We start from the raw sequence: 17,132 nt of genomic DNA, 5'->3' as shown, positions 1-17,132 counted from the left end.
CCATCGGAATGCCCGGTTCTTTCGTTTGCGGCTTTACATGTTACAGGCAGAGGAATGTTGCCGCCTATATACAAGGAAAAGTTTAGAATTTATACGTCGCCTGGATGCGCGTGTAGTCGCCGAGCTTGAAGCTTTCCGGCCCGTAGAGCGTATCGCGCTTGCCGATGCCTTTGGCGTCGAAGGTGTAGAACGCCTCGATGAGGAAATCCTTCGCCGGCACGTAGCCTGCCCCGACGGTGAAGGACTTGATGCCGTCCATGTATCTGTCGGGTACTCCCTCCGTGCCGTTGCCGCCGAAGAAGGAGCCGTGCTGGAAGTACTTGTAGTCCGCAAAAGCGTTCCAGCTGCCGGGCCTATCCGTATCGGCATGGCCGATATCGAAGCGGATCGTCCAGAACCGGGGCGTGCCGCCGCGGGCACGGCCCAGCATGGTGAAGTCGGACATGCCGCTCGTGTGGCTGTACCGCGTATGGCCGTTCAGATAGCGGCCGAGATCCGTGCGGTTCTGCCCCCAGTCGACGGAAACGGACGCGTTCGGGCCGAAGCGCCACTTCGCGCCGATGCCGATGACATTGGCAAGATGATCGAACTCCTCGATATCGTTGCCCGTCCCGTGCGCGGCGGCATAGGTATGCGTATCGTCATTGACGGAGCGCAGATACCAGACGGCAAGGCCGACGTTCGGCGTTAGCTCGTGTCTGGCCTGGATAAAGAAAGCCCGGTCAATAGCTGGCACCGTATCGCGCCGTAAAACAGTGCCGACCACGGGTATGCAAAGACCTGTCGCCCTCCCTAAGGCCTCACGCGGCACCGTTGAACGCTGATCCAGTTCCTCCAAGTTGTGTAAGACTGCCCTGAAAACAGTGTTTCCACCGCTGTTTAACCAACCGTCTTCAGCCGTGTTCGTACGTCGGATCGTCTCCTGTATCGCCGCCGATATATCCGCTTCATCCCAGCCGACAAATGTACCTCCTTCCGCTTGCACCTTGGCACGCACATCTTTTTCAATACCCTCCATTAATTCCGCTTTATGCACATCCCAAAACTGCAGCGCAAATTGTGAACCGTCGCCTTCCAGCGGCGCAGGATCGTCATAGGCCAAATTCAGAAAATGAGGATGTTCTTTATCTATCGCCAGAAATTTATCTAAATTAGCCCGCACGATGCTATCCATATCCCTCGTATTGATATGGCCTTGACTGTCCTTATATAAATACTTCGGCCCATTATAGTACTGAACGGGAAATTGAACGTCTATATAGTATTTGTCTTTTTTAAAAGCATCCTCTCCATAGGCTTTTTTCATTAAGGCAATCAACCGCCGTACGATAGCATACTTTTCTGCCTTTGTGGAAGCTGCGGCAATCTGCTGCGCGAAGTTGATATTCTCACCTGCACTGGGGACGATTTCTTCCTTAGTTTTATCAAATAAGCTAAATTCGTTTGTCTGGTACCCGATAAATTCGGCTGCCGTCGGAGCACGGTAGAAAAGCTCACGCGTGGCCCGCGTATACGGTGAATCAACAATCCCCGTACTATGACCGAAATCACCGTAGCCGATACGCACCTGACTGCGGCCGCTCGTCCAGACGGCACGGGCGCCGTCGAATTCCTTGCCGAACCAGTACCCCGTCACGCCCATGAACTCTTTAAGCCGGCCGATAGAAAAGTCCCATTTCTTCACATGCTGCGTTATATCAACCCGTTCCAGCCGCTGATGATTCAGCCCCTTGGAAGAGGAAATTTCATGGGCCGTATCCACGCCGCCTGCACCCGAGGCGCTGCCTATAAGTGTCAGATTCGTGTTGTCGCCTATACGGGCGTTGATCCCCAGCCGCAGCCGCTGTTCAAACCCGTGCTCGGAACGATCCAACATATTCTTTGCGGCATCACTGATATCCGTCGTCGCCGAGGCCGTCGCTGCCGGACGGTTCGTACCGCCGTGACTGTTCCAGCGCGCCCGGTAATCGCCGATCACTTCGACACCCCGTTTTTTAGCAGTATCAAAGGGTTTGGTAATGAAGAAATCATCCTGCTTTGCCACCGTATCTGCCATAGGCTTCTGCCCGCTGCCGTCTTTGCGGAGCGGCTCCGTCGTTTTTTCCGTCCCTGCCGCTGACGGTGATACGGTGCTTTGCGGTTCTCCTTCCTTCGGCGGCTGATAGCCGAATTTCATATTCACGCCGAAGCGGTAGACGCGCCCGCCGAAAGCCCGGTCGTCATCGCGATGATTAAAGATATTGTCGATACCGAAATAGACCAGAAAATCTTTATTCACCCTTTTCTGCAACAGAAAGTTCCAAAGAGCAAAGGTTTTCCTTTCATAGGTTATCTTCTTCTTATCGGCAAAGGCATAGTGGATAACGGACTTGCCGGGATCGGTCGGATGGGGCCGCGAATATACATAATTACCGCCGCCTGCCAGGCTGTTGCTGTCCAGCATACGAATATAGTAATCCCCCCCAGAAAGAGGCGCTCCAACCGCTCTTTTCATTCGTATATGTCAAGCCGATATCGATTTTATGCTGCGGTTTGTCGAGGAGCTGCCGCGGCATATCAGGATCGCTCCTGTTGATTGCGTGGAGATACGTATATCCCAGTTTCGCTTTCCAATGGCGGCCCAGCTTTTGTTCTACATCCAGCTCTACGCCGCCGATATCCACACGGCCGATATTTTTAAAGCTGTAAACCATATCGGGTGCCGACAGCCATTTAAATTGCCCCTCCGGAGTAGATTCATTGATATGCGGAGAAAAATCCATAAAAGAACCGGTAAAATAGGTCGTCATATAATCACGGATGTGATTATAAAATAACCCGGCTTTAGCATATGTATTTTTATTTTCTCCTTCAATGGAAATATCAATATTGAGAGATTTTTCCGGCTTGAGGTCGGGATTGCCCATCCAATACCAGCCCATACGTGCTTTGCCGCCGCCGACAAGTTTCTTCGCAAAATCGGGATCCGACGGGCTGATGATATTGCCGTCCTTGTCGAGAGGATTGCCGTTCTTGTCCTGTTTATAATCAAATCCCATGGGATTGCTGCCGTACATCTCCCAGTTATAGTACAGTTCGCCCATGCCCGGCTCCGTATAGCCCGTACCGATATTGGCTTTAAAGCGGCGGTGGGCGTTGCCCTTTACATTATGCGTCATGCCCAGATTGGCCGTTACATGAGAACCGAAGAGACTGTTGTGATCGAAGCGTACGATCGGTGAAAGGATCGTATTTTTATTGACCTGCCATGTATCCTGAAGGAACACATATTCCTTATGAAAGCTCGCTTCGCCGACGACCTGCTGATTCGTGCGAGCCGCATATTCCTCTTCGTATGTTTTGCCATTGAGATAGACATTTTTATCCCGATAATATGCCGTGATCACGGCGAAGGGATTCGCAATGTCCGGGTTATCGCTGTTCTTTGCTTCCTGCTGCAGCTGATCGCCAAATTCCATGAACTTGTCCAGCAAATCCGGTCTGGACATCAAAGCGCTCAGGTCAATCGCGCCGCTTGCCGCATCTCTGACCTGCAAATAATCTTCATAGGTGAATTTCGGCATATGTGTCGCCGCATTCTCTTCATCATAGCCGTATTTTTCGTAATTGTAATTCCATTCCAATACGCCGTCGGCATTGGTTCTCCACTTATGATTATGAACGGAAGAATCGGGACGACCCGTCTTTTTATCAATTCCCAAGCTCTTGTCATAGTCCCAGGGATCGATGGTCCGCGTATACGTATGCGGCGCACTTTTCAGTCGGCTGCCGCTTCCTTTTTCATAGGTATAGCCGACACCGTAGGTCAACAGGTGCCGGTCATTGACCTGCGTGTTGGCCGATGCCTTGAGTCCGTATTGGCGATGATCGATATCATCCACATAATTCAGCTTATTTTTTCCTTCATATACGGATTTTGTATACTCACTGGTCAGAGTAATGTCATCTTCACGCAGCCGCGAATAATATACTTCCACATCCCAATCCGTACTGCCCCGGTTGTTCCCCTGCCAGGAAAGATTATAATTATTGCGATCGGCATTCCGCTTAAAATGCTGTATCGGCTCCATGGGAGAATCGGTATGCTTAATATAGCGCTCGAGTTTTTCAGTATACCGGTTCGCGCTTATATTTATCATATTATGATCATTAATATCATAGCCGGCCAGAAGGCCCGTATCTGCCGTATTGCCGTAATACCGGAGGGAGTTTTTGGATCCTTCCATCCCCTGCCAGTCAAATATTTCGCCGGCAATGGAATGCTTTACTCCTTCAGATGCATAAATCGGCATGATATCCCGTTTGGTGCCGTAGGCGCTGATACGGAATTTTCCCATTTGCCCCGAATCGGCCCGCAGGAAGAAATTGGAATACGGGAAAAGATCGCCGTTTCCTTTTTCCCGCCGCCCTTCGGCATTGACCTGCAGACCTACCCGCTTCGACGGCTGCCGGGTCACGACGTTGATGACACCGCCGATGGCGTCGGCTCCGTATTTGGCGGACGCCGCACCGCGGATGATCTCGATGCGCTCCACATTTTCCGTCCCCAAGCGTTGTAATTCGTCGGCAGCGCCGTAATACTTGGCAAAGTCCCCCATGACGGGCTGGCCGTCTACGAGTATAAGCGTGTGCCGCGGCTCCGACCCGCGAATGGATACGCCTACGCGCCCCATGGCGTCAACTGCCCGGGTCACGCCGGTTTCGTTGAAGATAATGTCTTCGACGGATTTTGCCTGCTTGGCGGCAATGTCCTCCTTGGTGATGATCGTCGTGCTCTGGGACTCATACTTTGCCGCTTCCTTAGCCGCATCGGCCGCTACGACTATGTCCCCTGTCGTAACGTGGGTGTCCCCCCTACAGGACTGTCCGCCGCACAGACGGGCAGGGCCAGCCAGGTCAGGACGGCACACTGCAGGAGAAGATACTTCGTCTTTCTGTTGACGTGATACTTCATACTTTCGTTCGCCTCCCTCATGTTTTTGGCACAGTTTTTTTGTTTCGGATATAGGTTCTCTATATTTTATATTGAGTATAAATATCACTATTTTATAATATCTAAGGATTGTTGTCCTTTCTACTCCATTCGGACCGAAAATAATCCAATCGGACAAAAAGTTGATGGTTATTCTTAATTTATATAATCTAATTACGTACTATGCTTTATATTTATTTCCGCACAGCATACACAAAAAGGGAGAGAAACGGACTTGCTCCGTCTCTCTCCCTTTTTGCTTTATATTGAATTTTCGTCTTATTTCGTACCGAAAATACGGTCTCCCGCATCACCCAGACCCGGCACGATATAGCCGTGCTCGTTCAAGGCATCGTCCAAGGCGGCTACGTAGATTTTTACATCCGGATGGTCGCTGTTAATGCGCTGTACACCGACCGGTGCGGCAACGAGACACATGAGCTTAATGTGCTGAATGCCCCGTTCCTTGAGAAGCGCGATGGCCGCCGACGCACTGCCGCCCGTGGCGAGCATGGGGTCGACGATGATAAAATCGCGATCGTCCACGTCGGGCAGTTTACAGTAATATTCGACCGGCTCCAAGGTCTGCGGATCCCTGTACAGACCGATATGGCCTACTTTTGCCGTCGGGATGAGATTCAGCATACCCTGCACCATGCCGAGGCCGGCGCGCAGAACGGGAACGATGCCCAGCTTCTTGCCGCTGATGCGTTTACCCGTCATCTTCGCAACGGGCGTTTCCACTTCCACGTCTTCCAGGGAAAGATCGCGCGTAATTTCATAGCCCATGAGCATGGTTATTTCTTCCAATAATTCACGAAAATCCTTCGATCCCGTCTCTTTCATGCGCATTAAGGTCACTTTATGCTGAATGAGGGGATGATCCATTACTTGTACGTGCATAATCGGCTCCTTTTCGGGTAGTTTATTTTTCCATTTCTTTAATCATGTCGACGCGTGCCGTATGGTAGGATCCGTCGAAATCCGTCTGCAGGAAGGTGTCGACGACGGCCTTGGCCAGGCCGGATCCGATAATGCGTTCGCCCATGGTGAGGATATTGGCGTCGTTGTGGCGGCGGCTGAACTCCGCCGAATACGGATCATGACAGAGGGCTGCGCGAATGCCGCGTACCTTGTTGGCCGCAATACCGATGCCGATACCTGTGCCGCAGACGAGGATACCCCGGTCAAAGATACCGTCCGCCACGGCATGTGCCGCTTTGGCCGCCACGACGGGATAGTCGACCCGCTCCGGCGTAAACGAACCGTAGTCCGTAACGTTCATTCCCTTTTCTATGAGATACTGCTTTATCTCTTCTTTTAACCTGAATCCGCCGTGATCGCTGCCCAATACGATTTTCATCCGGCTCGCCTCCTCCGCTTCGTGTATTTGTCCCTTATTATACATCCAAGCTTACACATCGACAACCGCTCCGGCGGCCGCTTTTTTCATACGGTTCATGACGGCCGTGCCAATATCACCGGCTGCAACGCCTTCGGCAAGAATGTAATCTGCAGGAGCCGTGTCAAAAAACAGGAGGCCCGTGTAGAGATTTCTGGCCAATTCTTTTTTGTCGCCGTGACGCCCCCAAACAAAGGTCGGCGCGTCAACCGTCCGAAGCAGGTTCGCCGTTTCGGTACTCACCAGATAACCGACGCGCCCGCCGTCTTTTCGCAGCCGCAGCGTTTCCCGTTCTATGGCGGCGGCGACGGCTTCCGTCCGGCCCACAAAGACCTGCATGGGCGCGTTCGGCGCATAGTGACGATACTTCATGCCCGGCGCCTTGGGAACGCCCGTGCCCGTAATAAGCGTTTTATCTACGGTTACGCGCGGCGTCACGGCGGCGAGCATTTCTTCGGTTACCGCACCGGGACGCAGGATGACGACTTCATCTTCCAGCACTTCGACAATGGTCGATTCGACGCCGACGTCACAGGCGCCGCCGTCAAGAATCATATCGACGCGGCCTCCCATATCGCGGGCCGCTTCAGCCGCCGTCGTCGGACTCGGCCTGCCGGACAGGTTGGCGCTCGGTCCGGCGACGGGCACGGCGGCAGCACGCAGAAAGGCACGGCAGCCGGCATGTGCCGGACAGCGCAGGGCAACCGTATCAAGGCCGCCCGTGGCCGCATCGGGCACAACGGCCTTGCGCGGCAGGACGAGTGTCAAGGGCCCCGGCCAAAAGATATCCATCAGTTTTTCCGCCAAGGCCGGCACGTAAGACGCTGCGGCCTTGGCTTCTTCCTTGCCCGGTACGGTCAGAATGAGGGGGTTGTCGCTCGGCCGCCCCTTGGCCGTATAAATGCTGCGGCATGCGTCGGCATCCAGTCCGTTGGCACCGATGCCGTAGACCGTTTCCGTCGGAAAGACGACGAGGCCGCCGGCGCGGATAATCCGTCCCGCTTCTTTCAAGACGGGAATATCCTTTTCCGTTCCGTCTATAGAACGTATTTTTGTCTCTTTCATGGCTCATCCCTTCTTTTCAAGGAGAACAACCCGCTCAATACCGCCGTAGTCCCTGCGAACGGCGGCGAGACCGAACTCGCCTGTATTCGTAAATATATCCGCTACATCCGGGGCCTGCCCGGCGCCGACCTCAAGAGCGCACTTCCCCCCCGTTTTCAGATACAAGGCCGCACCGGCGGCAATACGTCTGTATATGTCCAGTCCGTCATCGCCGCCGAAAAGGGCGGTCTGCGGGTCACGGCGCACTTCCGGTTCCAAATGATTCATGTCGTCAGCCGTCAGATAGGGCGGATTGGAAAGAATCCAGTCGTAGTGTTCCCCGACGGTCAAATTTTCATAAACGTCGCTCTCACACCACGTAACGCGATCGATACCCAAGTTCTCGCCGTTTTGCCGGGCTACCGCCAAAGCGGCCGGTGATATGTCGACACCCGTGCCGGCGGCATGAGTAAAATACGCCAGGACACTGAGAATGACAGCGCCGCTGCCCGTCCCCATGTCGAGAACGTGCAGCGGCGCATCCTGCGGTGCCGCTGCAATGACCGTCTCCACGAGGAGCTCCGTTTCGGGACGCGGTATGAGAACGTCGCCGGAAACGATAAAATCATGGCCCATAAAGGGTTTTACGCCCAATATGTGCGCCACCGAACAGCGTTCGGCGCGCAATTTTATTTTTTCTTTATACGCCGCAAGCTCCGCCGCCATAAGAGGCTCGTCGTAATGGGCATATAAGTAAATTCGCTCCTTGCCGAGAACAAAGGCCAGGAGGATTTCCGCATCCAAGCGGGGCGTGTCGATGCCCTTACCGGCGAAAAACTTCTCCGTCCACTGCAGAAGCGAGCCGATAGTCCACGTATCAGTCATTATTCTCTTCGGCTTCCTTCATGAGCTCGGCGCGCCGCGCTTCGGCAAGGGCCTGAATAAATTCGTCAATGTCGCCGTTTAAGACGCTTTCCAGTTTGTACAGAGTCAGGTTGATGCGGTGATCCGTCACGCGCCCTTGGGGATAGTTGTATGTGCGGATACGTTCACTCCGGTCGCCCGTGCCGACCTGACTGCGCCGCGCTTCGGTCACTTCCGCTTCCGCTTCTTCCTGGGCCTGTGCCAGAAGGCGTGCTTTCAGGACACGCACGGCCTTGGCTCTGTTTTCCAGCTGCGACCGTTCATCCTGGCATTCGACGACGATACCCGAGGGAATGTGAGTCATACGTACGGCCGACGACGTCTTGTTGACGTGCTGACCGCCGGCACCGGAGGCGCGGTAGTAGTCGACACGTACGTCTTCCATGTTGAGATTTATTTCCACGTCTTCCGCTTCGGGCAGGACGGCAACCGTTGCCGTCGAGGTATGAATACGGCCGCCCGCTTCCGTTACGGGCACGCGCTGCACGCGGTGCACACCGGACTCATACTTGAGCTTGCCGTAGACGCCGCTTCCTTCAACGGAAAATATAACTTCCTTATAGCCGCCCAATTCGGGCGCGTTGGCGCTGATGATGCTCGCCTTCCAGCCCTTTTGCTTTTCAATATACTTCATATACATGCGAAACAGGTCGCCGGCAAAGAGAGCCGCCTCGTCACCGCCGGCACCGCCGCGGATTTCCATAATCACGTTTTTATCGTCATACGGATCCTTCGGCAGCATGAGGATGTGCAGCTCTTCTTCAAGAGCCGCCTGTTCCTTGACCAGTTCCGCCAGTTCTTCCCTGGCCATGGCCGTAAGCTCCGCGTCGGAGCCGTCATCGACGATTTCCTTATCGTCCCTGATGGCGGCGGTCACGTCCTTATACTTTCGAAATACTTCAATAAGCGGAGAAAGAGCGGCATGTTCCTTCGTCAATTTCTGCCACTCTTCCTGTCTGGCAATGACGGACGGATCGCTGATGCGCTGCTCCAAGTCGATAAACTTATTCTCCACGGCTTGTACCTTATCTATAAACACGCTGATTCCTCTCTTTCCCTCGATTACTGTGTATCCCCTTTGGCACGGGCCGCCGCGATTTCCGCTTCCGTATGAGGGCGCGCCGCGTCAAGGGCTTTGATGGCGACTTCAATCTGATCGTCATGGGGTTCACGTGTCGTCAAGTACTGAAGCCACAAACCCGGTTTGAACAATGCCCTGACAACGGGATTTTTCGTCCTGCCCGCAAGGCGGATCAATTCATAACTGATACCCGCCACGACAGGCATTAAAACGATACGCGACAGTATGCGCATGAGCAAATCGGGCCAACCTAAAAAAGCGAAGACGAAGATGGCCACGACCATGACGATCAAGAGAAAATTCGTACCGCACCGCGGGTGCAGCCGCACTTGGGCGCGCACATTTTCCACCGTCAGGGACAGTCCCTTTTCATAGGCCCAAATCGTCTTGTGCTCGGCGCCGTGGTATTCAAAAACGCGGCGAATATCGGCCGTCAGGGAAATACCCCAAATGTAGAGGAGAAAAATGCAGAGCCGCAATACGCCTTCGGCAATATTGAGGAGAACCGGATCCGTAACGGCGCCCAATAAAAACTTGGCCGCAAAGGTCGGGATGGCGACGAAAAATATAATTGCCATAACGACGGAAAAGATCATTGTCCCGGCGATTTGGCGATTCGTCATTTGCTCCTCCTCTTCACCTGCCGCCATGGCCGAATAGGACAGGCTTTTCATGCCGTATACGAGTGACTCTCCCAAGGCAATTGTGCCGCGAATGAAGGGCTTCTTCAAAACAGGAAAGCGCTCCGTCAAAGAATGAACCTTTTCTTTTTTTACGGTTATATCGCCGGACGGCGTCCGTACGGCAGTAGCAATATACTCGGGGCCGCGCATCATGACGCCTTCAATGACCGCCTGGCCGCCGACATATACAGGTTTATCCAAGAGAACCTCCCTTTTCCATACAAACAAATAGAGCAGAGCATTCCTGCTCTGCCTACCGCTTGTGCTGCTGTTATTCAGCTGTTTAGCTTTTTTTACCGTAACGTTTATTAAACTGCTCAATACGGCCGCGGGCTGCCTGAGCACGCTGCTGGCCTGTAAAGAACGGGTGGCATTTAGAGCAAATTTCAACACGCAGTTCCGGCACTGTGGAACCTGTTTCAAAAGTATTGCCGCATGCACACGTTACTACGGCCTTACCATAATTCGGATGGATACCTTCCTTCACCATTCACACCTCTTCTCCAAGCATACTAAACCCATACTTGAGGATTATAGCATAAAGGCGCCTTTATTGCAATATAAACGTACCTGCTTCCAAAAGTTCCGCCAGGTCCTGCTGCAGTTCGGGGCCTGCCGTAATCCAGTACTGCCGTTCCGCAAGAAAGGTCTTTTGACTGCCCGCCAAATGAAAGTAGACCTTTGTCGGGCCGGGGTATTTTTTCAAAACGGCCGCGACGTCGGCAGCGAGGGACGAGTGTTCGAAGCGGGCGGGAATCTTGATGAAGAGTTTTTCGCCCTGCCCGGCCCGCCACAGGTCTCGGGGTGCAATATACACGGAATTTCTCTTTTCCGATTCCGCCGCTGCCGCTTCGTCCAAAGGCAAGACTTCGTCAGCTATGATCTGTACTTCCTCGTCCGTTATGTCGGCCCGCCCCCTGACGGTGACGACCGTATCGACGGCCATGAGGGAACGGCATTTGGCAAAGGTCTTGGGAAAGACGACGACCGTGACGGTGTGCGTAAAATCTTCTACAGTCAAAATGGCCATCATGTCGCTGCGCTTCGTCATCACCTGGCGGCACGCCGTAATAAGGCCGCCTGCGCGCAGGACTTTGCCGTCATATTGTGCAGCCTCGTCATCATAGAGAACGGCCAGAGGCGTGAGCCCCTTCATGGCCTCCTCGTAAGCGTCCAGAGGATGGCCGCTGAAGTAGAAGCCGTCGTATTCCTTTTCCATAGCCAGGCGCGCCTCCAAGGGAAATTCCGGTACGTCCGGGTAGGTCAGCTCGGTCACATTCGCATCGTCTTCCATATCAAAGAGTCCCATCTGCCCGGACGCACGGTCCTGCTGACGCAGGGCTCCCATAGAGACGGCCCGGTCGAGAACCGCAATGAGCTGGGCGCGTTTCTTGCCGAACGAATCCATGGCGCCGCAGTGAATAAGGCTTTCCAAGGCACGACGGTTAACGACGCGCGAATCGACACGGCCGCAGAAATCGCTGAGAGATGTAAAGGGCCCGTCTTTCTCGCGCGCTTCCAGAATGGCATTGATGGCATTTTCACCGACGCTCTTAATACCGGCCAGGCCGAAACGAATATTGCCGTTCTGTACGGAAAAGACGGACATACTTTCGTTCACGTCCGGCGAGAGGACGGACACGTTGCGGCGCTTGCATTCGGCTGCGTAATAGCTGATTTTACTGACATCATTCATCATGCTCGTCATGGTGGCGGCCATAAATTCGGCGCAGTAATGCGCCTTGAGATATGCCGTTTGCCAGGCGACGTACGCATAAGCGGCGGAGTGGGATTTGTTGAAACCGTAGCCGGCAAAGTAAACCATGAGGTCGAAAACCTTTTCGGCAATCTCGTCGTCAATGCCCTTTTTCCGAGTCCCTTCCAGGAAGTGGGCCCGCTGTGCGAGCAGAACGGATTCTTTTTTCTTGCCCATGGCGCGGCGCAAAAGGTCGGCCTCACCGAGGCTGAAGCCGCCCATGGCCGAGGCGATCTGCATAACCTGTTCCTGATAAAGAATGACGCCGTACGTGTCCTTGAGAATGGGCTCCAGGAGGGGATGAAGATACGTAACCTCTTTCTCGCCGTGGCTGCCCTTAATAAAATCTTCCACCATACCGCTGCCGAGAGGGCCCGGCCGGTAAAGGGCGACGAGGGGGATCATGTCTTCGAAATGTTTCGGCGCCAGCTCTCTGACAAGGTTTGTAATGCCCGTCGATTCCATCTGGAAAATGCCTGCCGTATCGCCGTCCGTCAGGAGTTTGCACGTAGCTTCGTCGTCCAGGGGCACCGCTTCGATATCGAGATCGATACCGTAGTTGCGGTTGATCATCTTGACCGCATCCCCGATGACCGTAAGTGTACGCAGGCCGAGAAAGTCCATTTTGAGCAGGCCCAGTTCTTCGACCAAATCTTTGTCGTACTGCGTCGTCAAATACCCTTCCTTAGAATACTGCATGGGTACGTAGTCATCGACGGAAGCGGCCGATATGACGACGCCGGCGGCATGTGTCGACGAATGGCGCACAAGCCCTTCCAGTGCCTTGCCGAAGTCGACAAGACGCCGTACTTCCGCCTTGGTTTCGTATTCCTTTTTAAAATCCCTGCTGATTTGCAGCGCTTTATCAAGAGTAATGCCCAGCTCGTTGGGCACGGTCTTCATAATGCGGTTCACTTCACTCAGCGGCATGCTCAAGACGCGCCCAACGTCACGCAGAACGGCACGCGCCGCCAGCGTACCGAAGGTGATGATCTGCGCCACATGATCCTTGCCGTATTTTCGCGTCACGTAGTCGATGATCCTGCCGCGGTTTTCATAGCAAAAATCCATATCTATATCGGGCATGGTAATGCGGGCGGGGTTTAAGAACCGTTCAAAGAGAAGATCGTACTTGAGCGGGTCCAAGCCGGTTATGCCGAGAAGATAGGCAACGACCGAGCCGGCTGCGGAACCGCGGCCGGGACCGACGGGAATGCGATGATCCCGCGCGTATTTGACATAGTCCCAAACGATAAGAAAGTACGACGGAAAGCCCATGTCTTCAATGACGCCCAGCTCGTAATCCAGCCGCTGCCGCACTTCATCGGTTACGGGATTGTACCGGCCTGGCAGGGCGGCCTCACAAATTTTGCGCAGATACGTCGCGTCCGTCTCACCTGCCGGCACGGGAAACTGCGGCAAATGCCGCTCGTCAAAGCTGATTTCCACGTCGCACTTGGCGGCTATTTCCAGCGTCGTATCGAGGGCCTCAGGCATGTCCGGAAAGAGGCGTTCCATTTCTTCGCGCGACTTCATGTAAAACTCGCTGTTGGAAAAGCTGAAATGCGCAGGGTCGTCGAGCGTCCCTGCCGTGGAAATGCACAGCTTCACTTCCTGTGCCGGCGCATCTTCCTTATTAAGATAGTGAAAATCGTTCGTCGCCGCGAGCTTCAGGCCGTACTCGGGCGCCCATTCCTTAAAGACGCGGCGTACTTCCTGTTCTTCGGTCATGCCGTGATTCTGCACTTCCAAATAAAAATCGTCTTTTCCGAAAATACGGATAAACGCTTCCAACGTACGGCGCGCCCCGGCTTCGTCATGATTGAGAATATCCTGCTGAATCTGTCCTTCAATGCAGGCCGACAAGGCGATGAGGCCTTCATGATATTGTTCGAGCAGATCAAAGTCCACGCGCGGGCGATGATAATTATTTTCGCCGTCTACAAAGCCCTTGGAGACGATCTTCACGAGATTGTGGTAGCCCTTCAGATCTTTGGCGAGAAGGACGAGATGACAAAGGCGCTCCTTCGTCTTCCGCTCAAAGCGGCTGCCCCGCGTCATATATATTTCACAGCCCAAAATAGGCTTGATGCCCGCCGCTTTCGCCGCCTTATACAGGTGGATAACGCCGTACATATTGCCGTGATCCGTAATAGCCACGGCCGGCATTCCCAGTTCTTTAGCCTTCTGCACCATAGCGGGAATACGAGACAGGCCGTCAAACAAACTGTACTGCGTATGATTATGTAAATGAACAAACGATTTCATAACGTCTCCTCAAGACAGATGACTGCAATATCGGTTGTGTTTTATTGTAACACTGAAGAAGAAAAAATTCATCTTCCCGCAAATGCAAAGAGCCCCGCACTGCCGAAACAATGCGAGACTCCTCTCACTATCCCTATATGTTATCCCTTACGCTTCGATTTCCGATACCACGCCGGCTCCCACCGTTCTGCCGCCTTCGCGTATTGCAAACCGCAATCCCACTTCCACCGCAATCGGCGTAATCAGTTCCACGTCCATCTTTACGTTGTCCCCGGGCATGCACATCTCTACCCCTTCCGGCAGCTGAATCACTCCCGTCACGTCCGTCGTTCTGAAGTAGAACTGCGGCCGGTAGTTCGTGAAGAACGGCGTATGCCGTCCCCCTTCATCCTTCGTCAATACATATACCTGCGCCTTGAATTTCGTATGCGGATGTATCGACCCCGGCTTTGCCAATACCTGTCCCCGTTCGATTTCCTTGCGGTCTATCCCCCGCAGCAGGGCACCGATGTTGTCCCCCGCTTCTGCTAGGTCAAGGAGCTTACGGAACATTTCTACGCCCGTTACTACCGTCGTCTTCGCTTCTTCCGACATGCCCACGATTTCTACCGTGTCGCCGACCTTCACCGTGCCCCGTTCTACGCGCCCCGTCGCTACCGTGCCGCGCCCCGTTATGGTGAAGACGTCTTCTATCGGCATCAGGAACGGTTTGTCCGTCGGCCGGTCCGGCGTCGGAATGTAGTCGTCTATGGCATCCATCAGATCCAGAATGCTCTTCTTCGCTTCTTCGTCGCCTTCCAACGCTTTCAACGCCGACCCTACGATGATGGGGATTTCATCTCCCGGGAAATCATAGGAGCTCAACAATTCCCGTACTTCCATTTCCACCAGTTCGATCAGTTCCGGATCATCTACCTGGTCCGCCTTGTTCAGGTATACGACCATTGCCGGTACGCCTACCTGACGGGCCAGCAGGATATGTTCACGCGTCTGCGGCATGGGGCCGTCGGCTGCGCTTACCACCAGGATGGCTCCGTCCATCTGTGCGGCACCGGTGATCATGTTCTTTACATAGTCCGCATGGCCCGGGCAGTCTACGTGTGCATAGTGGCGCTTATCCGTTTCATATTCCACGTGTGCCGTATTAATCGTAATTCCGCGTTCCCGTTCTTCCGGCGCCTTATCGATATTGGCATAGTCGGAGAATTCGGCATAGCCTTTTTCCGACAAGACTTTCGTGATTGCCGCGGTCAGTGTTGTTTTACCGTGGTCGACGTGACCGATCGTTCCGATATTGACATGCGGTTTGGTTCTTTCATATTTTTCTTTTGCCATCTTACGCGTCCCCCTTTTTAGGAATAAGACATTACGCATACAGAAATAACCCCGTTAAACGAGGTTATTTTATGGTGGCGGCTCGGAGATTCGAACTCTGGACACTGCGGGTATGAACCGCATGCTCTAGCCAACTGAGCTAAGCCGCCAAGTATGGAGCTATTGACCGGGATTGAACCGGTGACCTTATCCTTACCAAGGATACGCTCTACCGACTGAGCTACAACAGCTTAAATACCGTTCAAAGCTATGCAATTGGTTGTCCGTCAGGACAAAAAAAATTTGGTAGCGGGGGCAGGACTTGAACCTACGACCTTCGGGTTATGAGCCCGACGAGCTACCAACTGCTCCACCCCGCGACGCTAATGGTGGTGGGAGAAGGATTCGAACCTTCGAAGGCGTCCGCCGGCAGATTTACAGTCTGCTCCCTTTAGCCACTCGGGAATCCCACCGCATGTTTGGAGCCGACAATAGGATTTGAACCTACGACCTACTGATTACAAGTCAGTTGCTCTACCAGCTGAGCTATGTCGGCCTCTCACAGAACATAACCAATTATAGCCAAAAAAGCCCTGTCTGTCAACATGTATTCCATATTCTCCACGGTTCGCCATTCTATGCGTGCCGTCGGGCCGTTTTGCCGGCCGCGGCGGGCTGAATTAAGAAATTATATGTAAAACTTGTACACATATAGCTGAAAGTCATGTCTTATAGTATAATGAAACGGAATTCATATTAGGATGAATTTTTTATGACAAAAAAACCGAATCTTTTTAGAAAGCTTATTATTTTCACCTTTACGGCACTGGCGGCCCTTTTCGTGTTGACAGGATGCTTCTCGAGTACGGCAAGCATTCCCGGTACGGAAAAGAACAATTCCGCCCTTGCCGGGTTGAGCCCGTATGTTGAGATAACGAACAGATTCAACGCCAACAATGTCACCTTCGACTTTGCTCACGCACCGTCGCTGCAGGCAATGCGGGCCGGTGAAGACCTCGATTCCGTCAGCCTGCCCGATTTCGACGGATTACGGAATAATTTAAAGAAAGTATCTGTCGAAAGCAGCGGCTTTGACGATATCGACACAAGCGCGGCGGCGGTTCTGAAGAATCTGGATGAACTCGTACCGCTCTCGATGGAAATGAAAAATTATTACGATTCCAAAGAATTCATGAAGGACAATCATCAAAAAGGCCGTGAATTGACGGCAAAATATTTATCCTTATACGCTCAGTTTGAAAACGCATACAACCAAATGGATAAACTTATTTCCGACCATAACGCGGAACTCCAGGATGCGCAAATTGATGAACTCAAACAGAAAGGCCGCCCCAACGCGGCGGCAATGCTGGAAATCACCCGTGATTTCCGTCTCTCCATGGATGAGCTTCAGAAAGACGATCCGGCGCAAGTGGATGCGGCGGCAGTGGAACAGCGCCTGACTCAAATAAAAGCGGCTGCCGACAAGTTGGAAGCGAAGGGTGAGAAAGCCGCCGATATAAACAATCTCAAACAGGAAACAAACGAACTGGTCGGCGATATGCGTACCTATTTGTCGTCAAACCGTTCACACAACGATTTTAATTCCCTTGTCAGCGACTACAACAGCTTTATCGGCACCATCAACAATATAGACCGGAATAACCTCGATTAATATCCCTTCGGTC

General features: G+C 53.2%; 10 protein-coding genes, 5 tRNA genes and 1 pseudogene. 1 reads left to right on the top strand and 15 read right to left on the bottom strand.

Annotation, left to right across the window (positions count from 1 at the left end):
- Positions 1–82: 82 nt before the first annotated feature.
- The 15 genes and pseudogenes from BQ2674_RS08715 to BQ2674_RS00605 all read right to left on the bottom strand — a co-directional run bounded on the left by BQ2674_RS08715 (position 83) and on the right by BQ2674_RS00605 (position 16,000).
- Positions 83–4,826, bottom strand: a pseudogene (locus BQ2674_RS08715) (TonB-dependent receptor domain-containing protein).
- 425 nt (positions 4,827–5,251) lie between these two features.
- Positions 5,252–5,875: a uracil phosphoribosyltransferase gene (gene upp, locus BQ2674_RS00670; RefSeq protein WP_075571969.1), complete on the bottom strand. Its 624-nt coding sequence runs from the start codon at positions 5,873–5,875 to the stop codon at positions 5,252–5,254.
- A 22-nt stretch (positions 5,876–5,897) separates the two neighbouring features.
- Positions 5,898–6,335, bottom strand: a complete 438-nt coding sequence (gene rpiB / locus BQ2674_RS00665; RefSeq protein ID WP_075571968.1) for a ribose 5-phosphate isomerase B — start codon at positions 6,333–6,335, stop codon at positions 5,898–5,900.
- Between the two features lie 51 nt (positions 6,336–6,386).
- Entirely contained in the window at positions 6,387–7,439 is a 1,053-nt protein-coding gene (locus BQ2674_RS00660; RefSeq protein ID WP_075571967.1) for an L-threonylcarbamoyladenylate synthase, read from the bottom strand.
- 3 nt (positions 7,440–7,442) lie between these two features.
- Positions 7,443–8,303, bottom strand: a complete 861-nt coding sequence (gene prmC / locus BQ2674_RS00655) for a peptide chain release factor N(5)-glutamine methyltransferase (protein ID WP_075571966.1) — start codon at positions 8,301–8,303, stop codon at positions 7,443–7,445.
- On the bottom strand, positions 8,296–9,381 hold the full coding sequence (gene prfA / locus BQ2674_RS00650; RefSeq protein ID WP_075571965.1) for a peptide chain release factor 1: 1,086 nt from the start codon (positions 9,379–9,381) through the stop codon (positions 8,296–8,298). Before prfA ends, prmC begins: the two co-directional genes overlap by 8 nt.
- 23 nt (positions 9,382–9,404) lie before the next feature.
- Positions 9,405–10,307: a DUF1385 domain-containing protein gene (locus BQ2674_RS00645; protein ID WP_075571964.1), complete on the bottom strand. Its 903-nt coding sequence runs from the start codon at positions 10,305–10,307 to the stop codon at positions 9,405–9,407.
- Positions 10,308–10,389: 82 nt separating this feature from the next.
- Positions 10,390–10,593 (bottom strand): 50S ribosomal protein L31, encoded by a 204-nt coding sequence (gene rpmE, locus BQ2674_RS00640; protein WP_075573310.1) that lies wholly within the window; start codon positions 10,591–10,593, stop codon positions 10,390–10,392.
- 63 nt (positions 10,594–10,656) lie between these two features.
- Positions 10,657–14,130 carry a DNA polymerase III subunit alpha gene (locus BQ2674_RS00635; RefSeq protein ID WP_075571963.1) on the bottom strand — a complete coding sequence of 1,158 codons (3,474 nt, stop codon included), beginning with the start codon at positions 14,128–14,130 and terminating at the stop codon, positions 10,657–10,659.
- Positions 14,131–14,277: 147 nt separating this feature from the next.
- Positions 14,278–15,465 (bottom strand): elongation factor Tu, encoded by a 1,188-nt coding sequence (gene tuf / locus BQ2674_RS00630; RefSeq protein ID WP_075571962.1) that lies wholly within the window; start codon positions 15,463–15,465, stop codon positions 14,278–14,280.
- Positions 15,466–15,537: 72 nt separating this feature from the next.
- A tRNA-Met gene (locus tag BQ2674_RS00625) sits at positions 15,538–15,614 on the bottom strand.
- Between the two features lie 5 nt (positions 15,615–15,619).
- Positions 15,620–15,695: transfer RNA gene (locus tag BQ2674_RS00620), tRNA-Thr, on the bottom strand.
- A 53-nt stretch (positions 15,696–15,748) separates the two neighbouring features.
- Positions 15,749–15,824 (bottom strand) — tRNA-Met (locus BQ2674_RS00615).
- A gap of 7 nt (positions 15,825–15,831) precedes the next feature.
- Positions 15,832–15,917: transfer RNA gene (locus BQ2674_RS00610), tRNA-Tyr, on the bottom strand.
- A gap of 7 nt (positions 15,918–15,924) precedes the next feature.
- Positions 15,925–16,000: transfer RNA gene (locus BQ2674_RS00605), tRNA-Thr, on the bottom strand.
- A 216-nt stretch (positions 16,001–16,216) separates the two neighbouring features.
- On the opposite strand from BQ2674_RS00605, the gene BQ2674_RS00600 reads away from it, so the two are divergent.
- Positions 16,217–17,119 carry a DUF3829 domain-containing protein gene (locus BQ2674_RS00600; protein ID WP_075571961.1) on the top strand — a complete coding sequence of 301 codons (903 nt, stop codon included), beginning with the start codon at positions 16,217–16,219 and terminating at the stop codon, positions 17,117–17,119.
- Positions 17,120–17,132 lie beyond the last annotated feature (13 nt).

Origin of the sequence: Megasphaera coli, assembly GCF_900095855.1 — a bacterium.
Lineage (GTDB): Bacteria > Bacillota > Negativicutes > Veillonellales > Megasphaeraceae > Megasphaera > Megasphaera massiliensis_A.
This window is presented reverse-complemented; position numbering and strand designations above follow the sequence as displayed.